Raw genomic sequence first — 17,441 nt, forward strand, 5'->3', positions numbered from 1 at the left:
CGCGCGGCCGCACCCCCAAGGGCTTCGCAATCCCTAGGGCCGCTGGCGCGCTCTCAACCCTGGCCTCGTTAGGCCTCCTGGGTTCGCGCTCACGTTCGTACAAGCCCGCCGATGCCCCAGGAGGCCATTGAGATGCCCACCTGCGCCGGTTGCGGCGACCCGATCCCACTCTCGCGAGGCACGACGCCACGCAAGTGGTGTAGTGACGCCTGCCGGGTCGCCAAGGCCCGCAAGACGCCGCCCAAGCCGTCGCCCCCGACGGTGTCACCCCCGCCCGACGTCGCCAGCTACGAGCCGGGCGAGCGTGGCCTCGTTGACGCCGTGCGGGCGTGGCTTAGCTCGTTGCCGCCGTCGCTCGACGCCGTTGACGCCGCCGAGGCCGAACTCGTGGTCGACCTGGCGGAAATGGTCGAGGCCGGGAGCGTGCCCGCGGCCCGCGAGCTGCGGATCGCGCTCGCCGACGTGCGCAGCGCGGCCGACCCTGACGCCCGCGACCGGGTGAGCGAGGCGGCGCTCGTGCAGGCGGTGACGGCGATGGTCTCCACCGCCCCGGCGATGGGACGGGCGATGACCGACGCCGAACTCGCCGACCACATTGCGGCCGAGGCCGACTTGCCCGACGGCTGGCGCTCGACGCGGGCCGACGGGCCGTTGATTGAGTGGCTGGGGCGCCGTAGCCGCGAACTCATGGCGACCGCCGACGAGGCCGCGTTGCGTCGACTCGACGCGTGGATAACCCGGCATGCCATTGGTCTCGCGTACGTGCGCGAGCAGGGCCGCTGGCACCACTGGAACGTGCGCGACCGCCGCGACGCGTTGCTCGACCCGAACGGCGACGATGACGCCGCTTAGCGAGTTGTACGCGCTGAGGCTCGATGACGGCGCACGTCGGCACTTGCGTCGCGCGCTTGATGGTCACGCCGCATGGTGCCGATCACAGGGCGTCGCGATGCCGTCGGCACTCGCTGCTCTCGCGTTTGTGGTCAATGGCGGCCACGAGCGGCCAACGCTTGGCGCTTCGGGCGCCAACGCCGATGATTGGCTCGTGCCGATGGTGTTCACGTACGACGAGGTCGCAAGTCTGCTGCGCACGAGCGACCGCACCGTTCGGCGCCTCGTCCGGGCCGGCGACCTGCCGGTCATCAAGGTCGGCGGCCAACCGCGGGTCGCCCGCGCAGACCTTGATGACTACGTCGCCCGCCTACGCGCGCGTCGCGAGAGTGAGTTGAGCAATGGACCGGAATAAGCGGCAGTCCGACGACTCGGCTTCGCCGGTCTCGATCGTTCGCAAGCGGGAGTCGGAAGTTCCCGGTGGCTTTGAGCCGCGCCAATTGGCTATCGAAGCCCACGACCGCCTCGTCGCGGAGGCGTTCGGAGCCACGGCCGCGTACGCCAGCAGCCACGTGGGCAACGGGTTTGCACTCGGCTGGGCCTTCCCCGGCGAGTGCTGCACCGCCTGCGTAGCGCGTGACTTGCGCGACGGCGAGGCGGTGTTAGCTGACCCGGCGGCGTTGGATGGTGCGATCGACGTGTTGTTGGGTCTCGATGAGGGCCGCGGTCGTGGTGTCGTTCTGGCGCAACAACTGATGATCGTTCGCGAGGCGTGGCGAGACCGCGGGCAGCGCCAAGCGCGCGACCTGGTGCGTGCGTTGGAATATCTCGACCGGTGCGGGCAGCTTGATTTCGTCCGCAGACACTTGAGCGAGCACGGCGCGGTGGGCGCATGAACGCGGACTCGCGCACCACCGGGCTCCGGCGGCCGTTGCCGGGCCCGCACAACCGCGAACAGTTGGCGGCCCTCGCAGATATAGACCGTCGGCGCCTGGAGGTCGCGAACGCAATGGTCGAGCACATGCTCGGGAAACCGCCGTCGCAGCCCAGCAAACGCGTTTCACCTGTGGCGCGCTCGCACATTGCACGGTTGCGCGCAGACATGGCGGTCCTTCGCGTCGCGAACTCAGGCGAGCAGTTCGCGGCGGCCTCCCAAATAGTTACGGCGCGGCTCGACCGCATACGCGAGGCCCTTGGATAAGCGGTAGTGCTCGCCGCCGAACTCGACCTTGCCGTCGCGTCGGAAAGGTCGCCCGTTGGTCAAAGCGGCGGGCCGAGTAGCTCGCCGATGCGGCACTCCAATCCGCCGTCGTGATGTTCCTCGCGGGTGACATCCTCCTAAGCGCCCCTCGGTTAGGCGTCACACCGTCGGCGTACCGTTCCGTGACGTGGCAAGTCGCCTGCGCATCGAACTCGTGCCAAGCCGCTTCGGCGCGGCAGCCTTGCCAACCGCCTTCCCCGTGCGCGTTGGAAGGCCTCCGCAAGCAGGTGCGAGCCGAGCATGGCGGCGCGTGCGACTACTGCGGCGCCACCACCACGCGCTTGTTTGCCATGAGGAGTGGGACTACGACGAGGCGCGCCGCGTCGCCACGGTGACGGGCTTCGCGGTGGCGTGCACCGAATGCAACCTCGTCTTGCACTTTGGGCGTGCCGAAGTAAACGGGCTCGGCTTCAAGGCGAAGGCCCACCGCGCACGCATCAACGGCGTCAATGCACCCGAGGTCGAGCGCGAGGTCGCCGAGGCGTTGTCGACGTGGAACGTGCGCTCAGGGCTTAGGTGGACCGTCGCGATCGCGCCTGCGGTCGTCGAGCGGTTCCCGTTCCTCGAGGGCGCCCTCGACGTGTCCTTGTGGACGCAGTAGGTGCCTAGGGCCCATCCGCTACACCTTTGTGACGGCCGCGCCGTTCACGCCACGAGCGCCCGGCCAACCCCCGCCGAAAGGCGAGGTTCGGGCGTCATGTGGTGGTGTATCTGCGTCCCGTAATCGCCTGTTCCAAGTGCGCCCAAGTGGGCTTGACGTACTTGCCGGTTGTCGTCAGGTGGGCGTGACCGAGGATCGATTGCACGTCTCGTATGTGGGCTCCTGCGTTGAGCATGTCGGTGGCTGCGGTCGCTCGCAGGTCGTGCGCGCGGAGGGGTAACCCGGCTCGTTGCGCGAGTTTGCTTACGCGATGCGAGACGGCTCGTGGTGTGGCTCGTCCGTCTCGGCGGCGGGCTGTGACGACGGGGCCAGAGGCGGGCTTCTCGGTGATGTTCAGCAGCTTTTGGGATTCAGTCGAGATCGGTACGTAGCGTTCGTGGCTTGCTTTGCCGCGAACGGCTGCGACGAGGGACTCGGCATCGATGTCGCGCCAATCGAGTCTCGCCACTTCGACGCAGCGCAACCCTTCTTGAACCATGAGTGACACGATTCGCCTGTCGTCGAGGGTTTCGCATTGCTCGTACAGCGCCTTGATTTGTGCTCGTGTGCCGGGCCGCGGGACGCGCCTGGGGCGGCGTGGGCCTCGTATTGATGCGCAGGGATTCATGGCGACCAAATGGTGACGGCTGAGCCAGTCGCACCATCCGCGTATGTGGCTGAGATATCCGCACTTGGTCATGGCCGACCACGATGGGTTGCTGAGCCATGCGCGGATCGCGTGCTCGGTGACGTCGTTTGTGTCTGACTCGGCGATGTACTCGGCGAGGTGTCGCAGCGTCGCTGCCGTTGCGGTGGCGGTTGAGCCTTGGATCTCGTCGAGCGCGACCCGCTCGTTGATGTACTCGGTGATAAGTCGTTCGAGGTCCATGGCGCTTTTCCTCCTCGGTAGGCAACCGCGATCCGGTACGGCGTCCACACGGCAGCCTCGCCGGTCGCGGCTCTTGCTGCGTTCAGATGGCGAGAGATCCACGCGAATGGTCGATCGTCATCGTCGTGCAGTCGCACGATCTGTTCAGCTATGCGCGCCGGTACGTGGCGCGGGTTCCCGCGCCGATGTGCGTTGAGGTATCCCCGGAGCGTGTGAATATCGGAGGTGGTGAAGACGACGTTGCCGGTCGGTGTTCGGGAGCCAACAACGTTTGCTTGTCTGCGTACTGTTGCCAGCCAGCCGATCGAGATTCCGAGTGCGAGCGCCGCCTCGCGCAACGTGAAGTACTGGCTGTCCGGCGAGCTTGGGATCGGCCAGGCCCGTGGGGCGAACTCTCGTGATCCCGCCTCTTGCCCGACCTGCAGGTGACGAAAGGTTGTCGACAACGCCTTGTGTCCGGCCGCGTCGCGGATCGCATGGACGGGGGCGCCGCTCTCGACGAAGTGGGCGATTGCCGTCGCTTGCAGTGTCTTCGCGCTTCCCGACAGTTCGGCCCGCTTGAAGGCTGAGAGCACCGTGCCTGTAATCCGTTGGCGGGACATCCGTTGACCGGATGCGCCGACAAACAGCGGGCCATTCGTCCGATCACCAGCCGCGAGATGTCTCCGCACCGCCAAGGCGACCTCGACGCTGAGTGGGATCAATCCCGTTTCGGGATGCTTGAGCACCAGGTGATCCACATCTACGTCGCCTATGCCGAGGCGATGCATCTGCGTCGCCGTGAGCGCGTGGCACAACATCAGCAGCAGGATGAGCGTGACCGTTGGGCCACGGTTCGCTTTCAACAGCACCGCGCAATCGTCGTCGGACAGTCGTCGCGGGGCGTTCGCGACGAGACGGGGCGTCTTGAGCGCTTTTGTCGGGTCAGCGACGATCAGCCCGGCCGCCAGCAGCTCGCGGATGAAGCAACGTACCGAGATGGTGCGGACGCGAACCGTGTTGCGAGCGCACTCTCCCTGCGTCAGCCATGCGCGGACGGAGTCATAGGTCAACAGATCGGCGCTGGCTGCTAACTGTCGAAGCATGAGCGCCTGACTGGCGTACGTCACGGGAAGCCAATCTGACCGTCGTCGTTCCAGATACCACTCGACAAGTTCGGAGAGCGACGCAAGCTCGCCCGTGACTGGACCAGCGCACGCGCTTGGAGACAGCGCCCAGCGGAAGGCCCAGCGCGCCGGCGACGCGTTTTCCGGCCGGGGACGATCGCCCGAACCCGGCTGGCGGTTGACGGTGCGGACCGGATCAGTCACGAACCGGGGCAGATAGTCGTCGATAGCGCTCGGATCGTCGTGGCCCAGAAACGCGCGTAGCTGTTCCACGCTCGCACCGGATTCGGCCAAACGCGCAACAGCTTCCGCCCGTAGCGCCTTTGGCGGAGCGGACACGCCTGCCCGGTCGAGTGCCCTTCGAGCCTCCAACCAGATCTTCGTTTCATTCAGCCCTTGTGGCCAGCGTCTCTCGGACGCCACGACGAAGCCATCAGGCCGTGCGAACGGGCCGCGCGCACGCGCGACGTGGTCGTATGCGTCGCGCAGATCCAGCACTCGCTCGCGACCGGCCTTCCCACGGACAATGAACTTTCGACGCCGAAGATCCACACATGCCCACGTCAGCCGCGCAACCTCGACTCGGCGCAAGCCGCAATACCCCATGAGAGCCACAACCAACGCCTCGCGTGGCGAAGCCGTCGAAAGCACAAGCTCGACATCGATTCGAGCGTTGTCCAACCGGGACCTGTGTCGCGCGCTCGACGTCGGGATATCGAGGAGTCGCTCATCGGTCGGGATGACTCCCGTATCGAATAGCCACGTCACGAACCCACGAAACGAAGCTCGTCTATTTGCCTGGGTGTATGGCGTCAGGTCTGCCATCAGTTGACGCCAGTCAGCAGGGATATCGCCCAGCTCGTCGATCCGTGTCACTCCTGCGACGGTGAACAACCTGAAAAGCCGAGACCGCTCCGTCCTAGCGGTCTTCGGTTGCCAAATGTGGAGCGCCGCCCGGTCAGCGGCGTAATCGGTCGCGAGGTCCCTCAGGCGCAACGAAGGCGAGTATTGCGGCGTCATGGCGTGACCTCCTGCGCTCGTCGACGGTACGCCGAACGAACAGAAACGCAACCGGCAAGCGGGCCGTAGTATCCGCGGCCGTGTACGACGCGCGGCGAGCAAAGACTCGTGATTTGTCAGTCGGTGTCGCCCTCGGCGCGGTTGCCGCAGCTCTGGTTACGTGGGGCCCTCACGCGACACCATTGGTAATCGCCGCGCTCGCGCTCGTCGCGATCGTCATCGACTTAAGCCGGCGACGACGCGAACCAGATGTAGGCGTACGAGCCCAGCAAAAGCCGAGCGTGCACAGAATCCGCGAGCCTCGCTGCCATCACCAGCCGTCGGCGCCAGCGATGCGCGCTCGCAGTACGGCCTCGACACGCCACTAGATGGCAGGGCGACACAGGGGACCACAGCGTCGATCGCATCACATCCTCGCCATCGCGGCGATCGGGCTCGGCGCCGTGGTGTGCTCACTCATCGCGATCCAAACGGTGACCGAAACACGCCATCGTCCGCGAATTCCATTGCAGTGGGGATTCGACGGGACCCCCGGCTGGCTAGTCCCCCGCGTCGCCGGTATTGCTTTGCCATGCGGGGTGTTCGTCGTCGGGTCCTTAATCGGCGGCTACCTCGTGTGGAAACATGAACACGAACGTCTCGCAGTCGGAATCACCCTTGTTGTCGACGCCTCGGCTGCGCTTACCAACTGGTACCAAGCTCACCAGCCGGGAACGATGTCTTCGGTGGTGCTGACGACGGCGATGGTTGCATTGGGAGTCGTGTGGCTTGTCATTGATCGCTCAATGCATCATCGGGCGCCGACGTGAACGGTTCGTCACGGCACACGTTCGGCAGTAGGGCGCGCGCTCGTCGCCCCAGCGCGAGGTTGATCCGAAAGCGCGGCCACTCGCGCGGTCAGGTCGTCGAGTTCGTTGCGCATCCCGTCGATCTTCTCGGCGAGGTCCGCATCGGGCCGGTCGCGGCTCGCTGGACCAGCGTCACCCACCCCCGGAGCGGAGGACACTTGTCCTACTCGCCCGCCGCCGCGTACCTTCGTCGTTGGTCCCGCCGACTTTGGTCCAGCGCATGGAAGAGAGTCGGCGGGACCGCTACGCGTTCGCCAGTGGTTCTGGTGCATACGCGCCCGCGCGTGAGTAGCGTTCTGTCACGGACTAGTGGGGGGAGCAATTCTCATGCGCCGTCGATTGATCGTGGCTGGGTTCGTGATCGTGTTGTCGTCCTTGGGTGCCGCGGCCTTCGCTCAGACGGCCACCACGACCACCAGCACGACGACGAGCACCACCACCTCGTCGTCGACGACCAGCACGACGGTCGCGACAACGACAACGACGGGCACGCCGCCGACGACAGTCACAACTACGGCGCCCGCGACGACAACAACAGCCGCGCCGGACGATCAGAACTGCTCCGACTTCCCGAGCCAGGCGGCAGCGCAGGCGCATCTCCGCGCCGACCCGTCAGACCCTGACCGCCTCGATCAAGACAACGACGGCATCGCGTGCGAGTCCAACCGCGCACCGTTCGACCGCGTGCCTGTCGTGCGATCGTCACGGACCACGCCGACCGGCCAACTGCCGACTACTGGTGCCGATGCGTGGATTCTGGCCGGTGGGGCGCTCGTGCTGGTCGGTGCCGGGGCACGGATGCGCGGCCGACGCGCCGGCGGCACTCACTGGAACGCGTGAGCCACGCGGACCCGAGTAGCGCTCTTCTTCTGCCAAAGAACACCGATGTAAGCTTGGCGTTCGTTGCGTTCGCGGAGGCGCACCACGAGATTTGGTAACGGAGTGCTGAGGGGGGCCGTCAGTGGCCGACAGCGAACGCGAAGACGGATTCGCGAACATGCGCGAGATGGGCTGGGTCATCGCCCGCACCACTAAGAAGGGCTACACGATCTTCCATTGCCCCTGTGGAGATCACTCGATCACCTTTTCGAAGACGCCCTCGAACCCCAACCATTACCGCGAACGGGTCAATCACGCCTCAGTGATCTGTTGCCATGGTGACGCCACCGAAGCCACCGATTAGATCGGTAATGAATTGCCGCCGAAGGACCCTATTCCGACCCCAGGTGGCACTCCCGATGGTAGACATGGCTCTACAACAGGTAATACTTAGTTGCACAGGACAACACACCTTGGGGCAAGCGGAACAGGAAAGGTGGTGATGGGCATGGCGAAATCCAATGAGTTAGAGCTGCGCGTCATGTTCAAGGTCCAGGCCTCCTGCCCTAACGCCACCCCGGATGAATTTCGTCAGGGTCTCGAAGAGCAGCTGGGCGACGTCATGGAAGAGTTGCTGCAAGACGAGCGAGTCGTCGACCCGATCATCGGTACTGAGTACTCAACCGGCACGGTCACGTTTGAGTTGATCGTTGCTGGCAGCGACGAAGCCGAGATTGTCCGTATCACTAGCGGCGCGATCCGCGCCGCCATTCACGGCGCGGGTGGGGCGACGCCTGGCTGGTCGCTTGCCGACGGGAACGAAGGCAAGGCGCCGATTTACACCCGTATCGGATTCGAAGCGGACTTCGTCGACGCCTAAACGCAAACTGCCAGCACGACAAGGGTCACCAGTCGCGCGGCGACCCCCACATTCGCGAACGCGCACTTGCCGAACAAGCAACCGCGGTCAGGATTCTGCGTGCGTGAATTTGACGACCATGTTCAGCCCGTCTTAGCCAACTTGCTCTCGTTGCGGCGCATGCTTTAACCGCGCGCTGCGTGCGCGGTCATACCGACGCCGAGTTCGTACTCGCCCGACAGCTCAAGGAAGGCGGCGGCGTACGCGGCCTGGAGCACTTCCTCGGGGCTCGGTGGACGAGACCGATAGACCGACACCTCCGACACAAGCGCCAACAGCTCCAGACTCGAACTACTCAGTGCCGGATTCCCGATGTTCGCGTGCAGCGTCACGTCCATGACTCGTCTGTCGGCTGTCGGGCGAATCTCGCCGGTCAGCCAAACGGCGTCGCCCGCCTCAACCATGCGGCGCAACTCGTCCCCGGAACTTCGTGATCCGAGAGCGCCTGTGATGGCCGGGATCAATGAAGAGTCTCGCTGTTTCGTCTAGTCCCATCCGCCGGTACGACAACACCCGTAGTTCGATGTCCCACTCGCTCGGCATTGGCCATGTGCCTGGTTCATCCCACGCGCTCGGCCCGCCCTCGACTTGCAGTTTTCGCAATCGGCGCTGGTGCTCGGACCGGTCGCGAAGTAGCTCCACTTCATTCGAACTGATGGCGTCCGCCGCCTGTCGACGCCGCGCAGCAAGCATGTTGAGATATGTCTCCCAGGGATCGGGAGGAAGCGCAGAAGCGTCGGCGGTCGTCCATGCTGCCTTCGATTCGCCGCTCGGCCTCGGCGCCGGAGGGGCGTCGGACGATCGACGCGCCACGACGGGCGCCATGGGCTGCGACGGGCCTGGAGGGAGTTCGACGACACTTACAGCGCGCCAAAGCCTGCGAACTCCCAGGAACAGCCCGCTAGCAATGCCGGCGTACACGATGACGCACGCGAGGATGAACGTGACAACAAGCTGTCCGCCCATCATCCAGAGCGCCGCCAGAATCCCCCCGCCGCAAATGAGTGTCACGGGCAGGCAACCGCGCAGTGGCGACTCGTCCTTGTCGACCACGTGATCGACCCTAGGCACCACGATCCGCTAAGACAACTCATACACCGCTCTCGTGACACAACACGCCGAGAAACATTGAGGGACAGCGCGAGCTAGCACGAGACAAAAGCGCAGGTCAAGGCGAAGGTTTCGAACGTTCCCGCTGGTCACGAAACCCGCCGACTCAGAATCCCGCTTACAGGCCGACTCAAATTCACAACGTCACTACCGTTGGACGATGGCTTCCTGCCCGGAACTCTGGGAGCAACTCTCCGCCGCAGAGAATCGTCGCGACAGGAGCGGGCATCGCGGCTTTCTCGCCGAGGACGTCGTCGTCCACGTCCAGGGTGGCGCGGAGTTGGGCGGCGTCGACGCCTACTGCTTGATGATCGACGGGTTCTGCGGGTTGTCGCCCGACTACAGCGCCGACGTTGAGCGCCGCCTCGACGCGCTCGTCGCCGAACTCGACGAGCTGGTCGCCGACTCTGATCGCCTCGCCCGTCACCTGGGCGTCAAGCGGGCGCCGTCGGGTGCGGCGCCCGCGTGCGCCTCGGCGATAACGAACGCCGCGACACCACCGCCGTAACGTGGCGCGCATGAAGCGCGTCGTAGCCGCGTGGCGCATCACCCTGGCGACGGTCGCCGTCGGCGCGCTGGCGGCGTTCGTCATCGACTACCACGCCGACCACGAGCACGACATCAAATGTCGCCGATATGCCAACGCGCTTACCTTGACGCTCGACGCCACGACTCCCGACGAGGCGGCGTTGCGCAAGCTCACCGACGCCGACCGCAAGGCGGTACTTCGCGACCGCAAGCTGCACGCCGACGCGTTGGCGCAGCTTGAGCCGAGCGACGACGAGGGCATCGCCGCCGAGAACAAAAATTGGGACACGTTCCGCCGCACCGATCGGGCGCAACTGCTCGCCGCTCGCGGCTGCTGAGCCGTTTAGAGGAACTTCGACAGCGGCGCGATGACTTTGTCGCGAAGGTTGCTCGCTATTGCGTTCACGACGGTCGCAACGTGCTTGCCGTTGAGTACGCCGCCGACGAAGTCGACGTCGGCGTCGATTTCGATCGCAACACGGTCGTAGGTCTTTCCAGCAATCGTGAGTTCGCAGCCCGAGTATCTGCCGACCTCGATCGCGCCGTCGTCATCGACGGGCTGAGACTGCATGGCCAACACACCGATGGTCATCGAGTCGAAGAACCGCGAGGCGCCGATCCCAAAACCGGATTGGTGTCCCGTAGCGGTGAACCCAAGATGATGCTTGTCGTCGTTGTTTAGCTCGCGAAGGTTGGCAAGCCACTCGTTCGCTTCTGGGTCTGCCGTTGGTTGCAGGTTCTCAATGATCGTGCGGGCGCCTTTCGGAACGCACCCGATGCACGCGTTGAAATCTGCGGGTGTCGGCGGCTGTTTCGTGGCTATCGGAAACTGGCTCGTCTTGCGCGCTTTCTCATCGAACGCGGCACCCGCAGTCTCGCCGAGCGCGTACGCGATGTTGTCGAGGGACGCCCGCGCTGCGTGGGCGAACTCGCTAATCGCTGGCTCCAATCCATCGGGTTGTCCCGGCAACCACACCCGAATGACACGGACGCCCGTCGCGCCATCCTTTTCGTGGCGAACGACCTTGTGCTTTACCCACTCGTCGCACATGGCGCCAATTTGCTTGGCGCGCTTGTCGGCTTGTGCCAGCTTCTCGGCGAACCCGTAGGCCACGCAGCGAAGGTACACGTCATTATGCCAACGTCATCGTGAATAGATCCGACGAACTCTTCGCCGTGCTCGCCTAGCGCGCGTTCTGGTGTCTCCACGACAGAAAGACCCTGTCGTGGATGCACCAGAAACGCTTAAGGTCCGCGCATGGACGGGTCGTCGGCGGTCGGGTTGGGGTGATGCCCGCGGCGGTGCGAGACTGACGCCGATGGCGATCGGCGTTGGCGACACCGCACCTGACTTCACCTTGCGCGGCACGGGCGACGTCGCGTACACGCTGAGCGAGTTGCGCGGTGCGCCCGTCGTGCTGGCGTTTTATCCCGGTGACAACACGCCGGTGTGCACGAAACAACTCGACTCGTATCAGGGTGACCTGGCGAGCTTCGACGCGGTCGGCGCCAAGGTATTCGGGATCAGCCCGCAGTCGGTCGAGAGCCACGACGAGTTCTCGTGCAAGCGCGGCTACAAATTCCCGCTGCTGGCTGACACCGACAAGAAGGTCGGTGAGGCCTACGGCGTGCTCGGCCCGCTCGGCTTCTACCGCCGCAGCGTGTTCGTGATCGACGCCGACGGCATCGTCCGCTACGTGCACCGCGCCATCGCCGGTATGACGTTCCGGTCCTCGAACGAGTTGATCGCGGCGGTCAAAGCGGCCTCCTAACGCGTACCGATTGCGGTCCACCACCGGCGCACACCCCGCCGGTAGCATCACGAACGCATGTTCGTCCTAGGGGTCGATCCGGGGTTGTCGCGTTGCGGCTACGGCGCGGTGCGCGCCACGCCCGACGGACGCGTCACGGCCGAGGCCGCAGGAGTCATCCGTACCGATCCGGCGGCGCCGCTGCCGCGCCGCTTGTCGATCCTGCTCGGCGACATGCAGACGCTGCTCGACGAGCTGCAACCCGACGCCGTCGCCGTGGAGAAGGTGTTCTTCCAGACCAACGTGCGCACTGCGATGTCGGTGGGGCAGGCGAGTGGCATCGCGCTGGCGCTGGCTGACGCCATGGGCTGCGAGGTCGCGGAGTACACCGCCAACGAAGTGAAGTCGGTGGTGGCCGGCTACGGCGCCGCCACCAAGGAGCAGGTGCAGCGCATGGTCCAGACCCAACTCGGTCTGGCGGCTCCGCCCCGCCCACCCGACGCCGCCGACGCGCTGGCGCTGGCGCTCACGCACGCGTCACTTGGGCCACGTCGCGCGCGGATGGCGGTGGCGCAGTGATCGGTTCGCTGCGCGGCCAGATCCTCGACCGCATGCCGACGGGGGAGTTGCTCGTCGACGTGAACGGCGTCGGCTACCGGGTCCAAGTGCCGACGCGCACGCTCGTCGCCGCCGGCGACCTCGGCGACACGGTGTTCCTGCACGTGCACACCCACGTGCGCGAAGACGCCATCGTTTTGTACGGCTTCGCCACGAGCGACGAACGGGTGGCGTTCGAAGTGTTGCTGTCGGCCCACAAGGTCGGCCCGGCGCTGGCGCTGGCGGTGCTGAGCCATCTCACGCCGATGGCGCTGCGCCGCGCCGTGGCATCCGACGACATCGACGCCCTGTGCGCGGTGCCCGGCATCGGCAAGACTACCGCCGCTCGCTTGCTGCTCGACCTCAAGACCAAACTCGCCCTCGACGCCGACCCCGAAGCCACCCTCGCCGCGGTCAACGGCGACGCCGGTGCGCTGCTCACCAACGCCCGCGCCGACGTGCGCAACGCCCTCGCCAACCTCGGCTACGGGCCCGACGAGATCTCCTTCGCCGTGCGCGGGCTACCCGACGACGGTGACGACGCGTCCGACCTGCTGCGCGTCGCCCTCAAGACCCTGATGGCGGCGCGCTGATGCCCCGCGAGGAGTTGCTCGGCCCCGGCAGCGACCCGATCGAGCGCGCCGAGGAGATCAACCTGCGGCCGCGGCACCTCGACGAGTTCGTCGGTCAGGCCGAGGTGCGCCAGCACCTTTCCGTGATGCTCGAAGCGGCGCGCCGCCGTGGGCGTCCCGCCGATCACGTGCTGTTCGCCGGTCCGCCCGGGTTGGGCAAGACGACACTCGCCGGCATCGTCGCCGCGGAGATGGGCGTGAACCTGCGCGTCACGTCGGGTCCCGCGATCGTGCGCGCCGGCGATCTCGCCGCGGTCCTCACCGACCTGCAGGCAGGCGACGTGCTCTTCATCGACGAGATTCACCGCCTGCCGCGGCAAGTGGAGGAAGTGCTGTATCCGGCGATGGAGGACTTTCAACTCGACGTGGTCCTCGGCAAGGGCCCCGCCGCCCGTTCGCTGCGCCTGGAGCTGCCGGCGTTCACCCTCGTGGGCGCCACCACCCGCACCGGCCTCGTGAGCGCGCCGTTGCGCGACCGCTTCGGCCTCGTCACCAAACTCGACCACTATCCGGCCGAGGACCTCCAGGTGATCGTCGACCGGGCGGCGCGCATCCTCGACGTGCCGATCACGCCCGAGGGCGCAGGCGAGATCGCCCGGCGCTCGCGCGGCACGCCCCGGATCGCCAACCGTCTGCTCAAGCGCGTGCGCGACGTCGCCGAGGTGCACGGCGACGGCACCATCGACGCCGCCGTCGCCCGGGAAGGACTCGCCCTCTACGGCGTCGACGAGCAGGGCCTCGACAAGGTCGACCGCGCCGTGCTGCGGGCGTTGTGCGTCAGCTTCGGCGGCGGACCCGTCGGGTTGTCGACCCTCGCCGTCGCTGTGGGTGAAGAGCCCGAGACGGTCGAGGACGTGCACGAACCGTTCCTGTTGGTCAGCGGCTTTCTCGTGCGCACGGCGCGTGGTCGCATGGCGACGCCCGCCGCCTGGCGCCAACTCGGCCTCGACCCGCCCGCAGCCGCGCCGAATGTGGCTTCAGAAGCGCTCGGGTTGTTCGACGCGCCCGACTAGAAGGGGAACGGGAAGAACAGGCACCACGCCTGGTTCGTCTTGGTGTCGCCGAAGCAGACGTGGCGTTGTGCCCAGCCCGGCGGCGACGGCACGAGCGCCAGGACAGGATTCACCAGCGCCCCGACGGTCGCGCTGGAACGCGGGTCGGACACTGGCGACGAACCGTCCGCCAGCACTGGTCGAGCCGCGAGCATGCCGGTGGCGGCCGCGACGATGGCCGCGCCCGCGATGAGTCGCTTCACTTGCGCACCCCGAACTGAACCTTGCCGATGTTCGCGGCGTCAGTGGCGACGAAGAAACGGCCGACTGCCAGGCCCGACGGACTCGACGCGCTCGCCGAGGTGGCGTCGGTCTTCTGGAAATTCGCCGCTGCAGGTGTCGTTGCCACCACGGCCGGAGCCGCTTGCTGCGTTGCCGGGGGCGCGACGGTCGCCGGAACAACCGGTGACGCCGCTACGGCGCTTGTGACCGTGACGACCGTGGGCACCCTGGGCGCCGCGACGGCCGGCACCGCGGGTGCGGCGGCGCCGCCGAAGCCGAGCGAGGTGGCGACCGCCGCCACACCCATGGCGCTGGCCGCCGCGGCCGGCGCGAGCTGGGACGAGAGCGCCCCGGCGTGCATGCGGGCCCGCGCCGCGATCCGCCACGCGATGCCGAGGATCGGCAGGCTGGCGAGGCGGGCGTCGGGGCCGGCGAGCGCCAGGAACTCACGGCGCAGCGCCTTGCGCGCCCGGAACAGCAGCGCTTCGACGGTGCCCATCGTGACGCTGTAGTGATCGGCGATCTGCTGGTAGCTCCAGCCCTGCGTCTCGCGCAGTTCGAGCACCTCGCGGTGGCGCGGGCCGAGCTGCTGCATCGCCTGCGACAGGTACGCCAGATCGACGTTGTCGATGACTTGCTGCTGACCGCCGTCGACGGCGCCGGGGTCGATATCGGCGGTGGGCTCAGAGCGCGACACGCGGCGGTGGCTGTCGATGCACAAGCGAGCGGCGATCACGGTCAGCCACGGGTAGAAGCGACGCTCACCGGCGAAACGCGGCATGGCGGTGAAGGCGCGGGCGAAGGCTTCCTGCGTGATCTCTTCGGCTTCGTGCATGTCGCCGACACGACGGGCGCAGAAGCGCAGCAGGCGCTGGTAGTAGCGCGCGTAGAGGTCGCCAAAGGCGGCTTCGTCGCCCGCTTGGCAAAGTTCGACCAGGCTACGGTCCCTTACGAGATCGACGTCGTCTGCCCGGACAGCCACTCCAGCCCCAACCCTCTGTACTCGACGGAGCCCTTAGGGTAGCGAAGGCGAGCGGATTCGTACAGCCACGATCCTTCGAATTCATCCAGCGTTCTAGATTCGGCGCCCATGCAGGTCAGCGAACTGGTCTACGACCTGCCCGAAAGTGCCATCGCTCAGCGGCCGATCGAACCCCGGGATGCCGCCAGATTGCTCGTAAGCCTTGGAAATGCTGCGCCGCAGCACGCGCGTGTACGGGATTTGTGCCAATTTGTGAGAAGCGGCGACATTTTGGTCGTCAACGACACGAAGGTCCTGCAGGCTCGGCTGCGTCTGCAGAAACAGACGGGCGGAAACGTCGAGGTGTTCCTGCTGTCGCCCCGGGACGACACCCATACGTCGTGGGAAGCGCTGGTGCGCCCGGGCAAGCGCGTGCCACCGGGCACGCAACTGCTGCACGCCGGCAAGCCGGTCGCAGTGGTGGGCGACGTGCTCGACGAGGCGGGCACGCGTGCCGTCGAGTTGCTGGGCGACGGGTCGCCGGACGAACTCGTCGCCGCCATCGGTGACGTGCCGCTGCCGCCCTACATCCACGAACGCCTCGACGACCCTGAGCGCTACCAGACGGTGTACGCCCGCAACCCCGGGTCGGTCGCCGCGCCGACCGCGGGACTCCACCTCACCGAGGAAGTGCTGGACGCCTGCCGTGCCGCCGGGGCGCGCGTCGCGGCCGTCACGCTCGACGTCGGGCTAGGAACGTTCCGGCCGATGTCGTCTGAGCGCGTCGAGGACCACCACATGCACGCCGAGACCTATCTGGTGCCGGAGGAGACGGCGGCGGCCATCGCCGAGGCGTCGCGCGTCATCGCGATAGGAACGACGTCGCTGCGCTGCCTCGAGTCGTGGGCCGCCACGGGAGCGCGCCGCGGCTCGACGGAGTTGTTCATTCACGGCGACTACCCGTTCAAGGTCGTCGACGTGCTGCTGACGAACTTCCACCTTCCGGGATCGTCGCTGCTCGCGTTGCTCGACGCCTTCAGCGGTCCGCGGTGGCGCGACCTGTACGCGCTGGCGTTGCGCGACGGGTACCGCTTCTTGTCCTTCGGTGACGCCATGCTCGTCGATCGGCGCGGCGCATGAGCGTGTCGCCGATCGCCATCGAAGCCGTCGACGGCGAGGCGCGCGCCGGCACCGTCACGACGGCGCGCGGCACGTTTGCGACGCCGGTGTTCATGCCGGTGGGGACGCGTGGTTCGGTGAAGGCGGTCGACGCCCGCGACCTCGAGGCGCTGGGCGCGTCGGTCGTGCTCGGCAACACGTATCACCTGATGCTGCGGCCGGGCGCCGATGTCGTCGCCGCACTCGGCGGCCTCGGCGCGTTCAGCGGGTGGCGCGGCCATACCCTCACCGACTCCGGCGGCTTCCAGGTGTTCTCGCTCAACCCCAAAGTCGACGACGAGGGCGTCACGTTTCGCTCGACCTACGACGGGTCGCAGCATCGGCTCACGCCCGAGAGCGCGGTGGCGACGCAAGCCGCGATCGGCGCCGACATCCAGATGGTGCTCGATGTCTGCTCGGCGCTGCCGGCCGAAGACGACGTCATCCGCCTCGCCGTCGAGCGCACCGCGCAGTGGGCCGAGCGTGCCCGCGGCGCAGCGCGTCCCGAGGGCCAGGCGCTGTTCGGCATCGTCCAGGGTGGTGTCGACGAGGCGCGGCGCGTGGATTCGGCGCGGCGCACCGTCGCCCTCGACTTCGACGGCTACGGCATCGGCGGGCTGTCGGTGGGCGAGTCCCGCGCCGACATGGTGCGCACGCTGGAGGCGACGACGCCGGAGTTGCCCGTCGACCGGCCCCGCTACCTCATGGGCGTCGGCGACCCGATCGGAATGGTCGAAGCGATCGCCCGGGGCGTCGACATGTTCGACTGCGTGTTGCCGACCCGCCTGGCGCGCCACGGCACCGCCTTGACGGCGTCCGGTCGGCTTCAGGTGCGCAACGCCGTGCACGCCACGTCCGCGGACCCCATCGACGTCGCCTGCGACTGCCCGACGTGCCAGCGCTACAGCCGCGGCTACTTGCGCCACCTGCTGCAGGTGAACGAGCCCAGTGCGGCGCGGCTGCTCACCCTGCACAACCTGGCCTGGGTGCTCGGCCTGATGCGAAGGATCCGCGAGGCGATCGCTGCCGGGCGATTCGCCGCGATCCGGGAGGAAGTCGTCGACATCTGGGATCGCCCTCAGGTCAAGTAAGTTCGG

General features: G+C 66.9%; 20 protein-coding genes. 15 read left to right on the plus strand and 5 right to left on the minus strand.

Annotation, left to right across the window (positions count from 1 at the left end):
• The first annotated feature begins 111 nt into the window (after positions 1 to 111).
• The 4 genes from VHC63_15270 to VHC63_15285 all read left to right on the plus strand — a co-directional run bounded on the left by VHC63_15270 (position 112) and on the right by VHC63_15285 (position 2,693).
• Positions 112 to 852, plus strand: a complete 741-nt coding sequence (locus VHC63_15270; protein HVV37969.1) for a hypothetical protein — start codon at positions 112 to 114, stop codon at positions 850 to 852.
• Positions 853 to 949: 97 nt separating this feature from the next.
• Positions 950 to 1,246 carry a helix-turn-helix domain-containing protein gene (locus VHC63_15275; GenBank protein ID HVV37970.1) on the plus strand — a complete coding sequence of 99 codons (297 nt, stop codon included), beginning with the start codon at positions 950 to 952 and terminating at the stop codon, positions 1,244 to 1,246.
• Entirely contained in the window at positions 1,233 to 1,727 is a 495-nt protein-coding gene (locus tag VHC63_15280; GenBank protein ID HVV37971.1) for a hypothetical protein, read from the plus strand. Before VHC63_15275 ends, VHC63_15280 begins: the two co-directional genes overlap by 14 nt.
• Before the next feature lie 615 nt (positions 1,728 to 2,342).
• Positions 2,343 to 2,693: a hypothetical protein gene (locus VHC63_15285; protein HVV37972.1), complete on the plus strand. Its 351-nt coding sequence runs from the start codon at positions 2,343 to 2,345 to the stop codon at positions 2,691 to 2,693.
• Between the two features lie 735 nt (positions 2,694 to 3,428).
• On the opposite strand, the gene VHC63_15290 is transcribed toward VHC63_15285, so the two are convergent.
• On the minus strand, positions 3,429 to 5,603 hold the full coding sequence (locus tag VHC63_15290) for a tyrosine-type recombinase/integrase (GenBank protein HVV37973.1): 2,175 nt from the start codon (positions 5,601 to 5,603) through the stop codon (positions 3,429 to 3,431).
• Between the two features lie 512 nt (positions 5,604 to 6,115).
• Between VHC63_15290 and VHC63_15295 the strand changes: the two genes are divergently transcribed.
• The 3 genes from VHC63_15295 (at position 6,116) to VHC63_15305 (ending at position 8,294) form a co-directional block, all read left to right on the plus strand.
• Entirely contained in the window at positions 6,116 to 6,556 is a 441-nt protein-coding gene (locus VHC63_15295) for a hypothetical protein (protein ID HVV37974.1), read from the plus strand.
• Between the two features lie 1,000 nt (positions 6,557 to 7,556).
• Positions 7,557 to 7,778 (plus strand): hypothetical protein, encoded by a 222-nt coding sequence (locus tag VHC63_15300; GenBank protein HVV37975.1) that lies wholly within the window; start codon positions 7,557 to 7,559, stop codon positions 7,776 to 7,778.
• 144 nt (positions 7,779 to 7,922) lie between these two features.
• Positions 7,923 to 8,294 (plus strand): hypothetical protein, encoded by a 372-nt coding sequence (locus VHC63_15305; protein ID HVV37976.1) that lies wholly within the window; start codon positions 7,923 to 7,925, stop codon positions 8,292 to 8,294.
• Between the two features lie 164 nt (positions 8,295 to 8,458).
• On the opposite strand, the gene VHC63_15310 is transcribed toward VHC63_15305, so the two are convergent.
• Positions 8,459 to 8,737: a hypothetical protein gene (locus VHC63_15310; protein HVV37977.1), complete on the minus strand. Its 279-nt coding sequence runs from the start codon at positions 8,735 to 8,737 to the stop codon at positions 8,459 to 8,461.
• Between the two features lie 866 nt (positions 8,738 to 9,603).
• Between VHC63_15310 and VHC63_15315 the strand changes: the two genes are divergently transcribed.
• Both VHC63_15315 and VHC63_15320 read left to right on the plus strand, forming a co-directional pair.
• Positions 9,604 to 9,951: a hypothetical protein gene (locus VHC63_15315; protein HVV37978.1), complete on the plus strand. Its 348-nt coding sequence runs from the start codon at positions 9,604 to 9,606 to the stop codon at positions 9,949 to 9,951.
• A gap of 10 nt (positions 9,952 to 9,961) precedes the next feature.
• The gene (locus VHC63_15320) at positions 9,962 to 10,309 is read left to right on the plus strand and encodes a hypothetical protein (GenBank protein HVV37979.1); all 348 of its coding nucleotides are present in this window, start codon (positions 9,962 to 9,964) and stop codon (positions 10,307 to 10,309) included.
• Positions 10,310 to 10,314: 5 nt separating this feature from the next.
• Here VHC63_15320 and VHC63_15325 read toward each other — a convergent pair whose 3' ends face one another.
• Positions 10,315 to 11,085, minus strand: a complete 771-nt coding sequence (locus tag VHC63_15325) for a hypothetical protein (protein ID HVV37980.1) — start codon at positions 11,083 to 11,085, stop codon at positions 10,315 to 10,317.
• Between the two features lie 205 nt (positions 11,086 to 11,290).
• Here VHC63_15325 and VHC63_15330 point away from each other — a divergent pair, with 205 nt between their 5' ends.
• From VHC63_15330 to ruvB, 4 genes are read left to right on the plus strand one after another with little or no spacing between them, the layout of a single operon-like run.
• Positions 11,291 to 11,743 carry a peroxiredoxin gene (locus VHC63_15330; GenBank protein ID HVV37981.1) on the plus strand — a complete coding sequence of 151 codons (453 nt, stop codon included), beginning with the start codon at positions 11,291 to 11,293 and terminating at the stop codon, positions 11,741 to 11,743.
• A gap of 57 nt (positions 11,744 to 11,800) precedes the next feature.
• Positions 11,801 to 12,301 (plus strand): crossover junction endodeoxyribonuclease RuvC, encoded by a 501-nt coding sequence (gene ruvC, locus VHC63_15335; GenBank protein HVV37982.1) that lies wholly within the window; start codon positions 11,801 to 11,803, stop codon positions 12,299 to 12,301.
• Positions 12,298 to 12,912: a Holliday junction branch migration protein RuvA gene (gene ruvA, locus VHC63_15340; protein ID HVV37983.1), complete on the plus strand. Its 615-nt coding sequence runs from the start codon at positions 12,298 to 12,300 to the stop codon at positions 12,910 to 12,912. The genes ruvC and ruvA overlap by 4 nt, the downstream gene beginning before the upstream one ends.
• Positions 12,912 to 13,964 carry a Holliday junction branch migration DNA helicase RuvB gene (ruvB, locus tag VHC63_15345; protein HVV37984.1) on the plus strand — a complete coding sequence of 351 codons (1,053 nt, stop codon included), beginning with the start codon at positions 12,912 to 12,914 and terminating at the stop codon, positions 13,962 to 13,964. The genes ruvA and ruvB overlap by 1 nt, the downstream gene beginning before the upstream one ends.
• Here ruvB and VHC63_15350 read toward each other — a convergent pair.
• Positions 13,961 to 14,206 carry a hypothetical protein gene (locus tag VHC63_15350; GenBank protein ID HVV37985.1) on the minus strand — a complete coding sequence of 82 codons (246 nt, stop codon included), beginning with the start codon at positions 14,204 to 14,206 and terminating at the stop codon, positions 13,961 to 13,963. The genes ruvB and VHC63_15350 overlap by 4 nt on opposite strands.
• Entirely contained in the window at positions 14,203 to 15,207 is a 1,005-nt protein-coding gene (locus VHC63_15355; protein HVV37986.1) for an RNA polymerase sigma factor, read from the minus strand. Before VHC63_15355 ends, VHC63_15350 begins: the two co-directional genes overlap by 4 nt.
• Before the next feature lie 108 nt (positions 15,208 to 15,315).
• Here VHC63_15355 and queA point away from each other — a divergent pair, with 108 nt between their 5' ends.
• Positions 15,316 to 16,326 carry a tRNA preQ1(34) S-adenosylmethionine ribosyltransferase-isomerase QueA gene (gene queA / locus VHC63_15360; GenBank protein ID HVV37987.1) on the plus strand — a complete coding sequence of 337 codons (1,011 nt, stop codon included), beginning with the start codon at positions 15,316 to 15,318 and terminating at the stop codon, positions 16,324 to 16,326.
• Positions 16,323 to 17,435 (plus strand): tRNA guanosine(34) transglycosylase Tgt, encoded by a 1,113-nt coding sequence (tgt, locus tag VHC63_15365; protein ID HVV37988.1) that lies wholly within the window; start codon positions 16,323 to 16,325, stop codon positions 17,433 to 17,435. The genes queA and tgt overlap by 4 nt, the downstream gene beginning before the upstream one ends.
• Positions 17,436 to 17,441: the final 6 nt, after the last annotated feature.

Source organism: Acidimicrobiales bacterium (genome assembly GCA_035546775.1).
Lineage (GTDB): Bacteria > Actinomycetota > Acidimicrobiia > Acidimicrobiales > JACCXE01 > JACCXE01.

Coding starts and splice junctions, on each gene's coding strand:
- VHC63_15270 (HVV37969.1), top strand. CDS start 112: ATGCCCCAGGAGGCCATTGAGATGCCCACCTGCGCCGGTTGCGGCGAC.
- VHC63_15275 (HVV37970.1), top strand. CDS start 950: ATGCCGTCGGCACTCGCTGCTCTCGCGTTTGTGGTCAATGGCGGCCAC.
- VHC63_15280 (HVV37971.1), top strand. CDS start 1,233: ATGGACCGGAATAAGCGGCAGTCCGACGACTCGGCTTCGCCGGTCTCG.
- VHC63_15295 (HVV37974.1), top strand. CDS start 6,116: ATGGCAGGGCGACACAGGGGACCACAGCGTCGATCGCATCACATCCTC.
- VHC63_15305 (HVV37976.1), top strand. CDS start 7,923: ATGGCGAAATCCAATGAGTTAGAGCTGCGCGTCATGTTCAAGGTCCAG.
- VHC63_15310 (HVV37977.1), bottom strand. CDS start 8,737: ATGGTTGAGGCGGGCGACGCCGTTTGGCTGACCGGCGAGATTCGCCCG.
- VHC63_15315 (HVV37978.1), top strand. CDS start 9,604: ATGGCTTCCTGCCCGGAACTCTGGGAGCAACTCTCCGCCGCAGAGAAT.
- VHC63_15320 (HVV37979.1), top strand. CDS start 9,962: ATGAAGCGCGTCGTAGCCGCGTGGCGCATCACCCTGGCGACGGTCGCC.
- VHC63_15330 (HVV37981.1), top strand. CDS start 11,291: ATGGCGATCGGCGTTGGCGACACCGCACCTGACTTCACCTTGCGCGGC.
- ruvC (HVV37982.1), top strand. CDS start 11,801: ATGTTCGTCCTAGGGGTCGATCCGGGGTTGTCGCGTTGCGGCTACGGC.
- ruvB (HVV37984.1), top strand. CDS start 12,912: ATGCCCCGCGAGGAGTTGCTCGGCCCCGGCAGCGACCCGATCGAGCGC.
- queA (HVV37987.1), top strand. CDS start 15,316: ATGCAGGTCAGCGAACTGGTCTACGACCTGCCCGAAAGTGCCATCGCT.
- tgt (HVV37988.1), top strand. CDS start 16,323: ATGAGCGTGTCGCCGATCGCCATCGAAGCCGTCGACGGCGAGGCGCGC.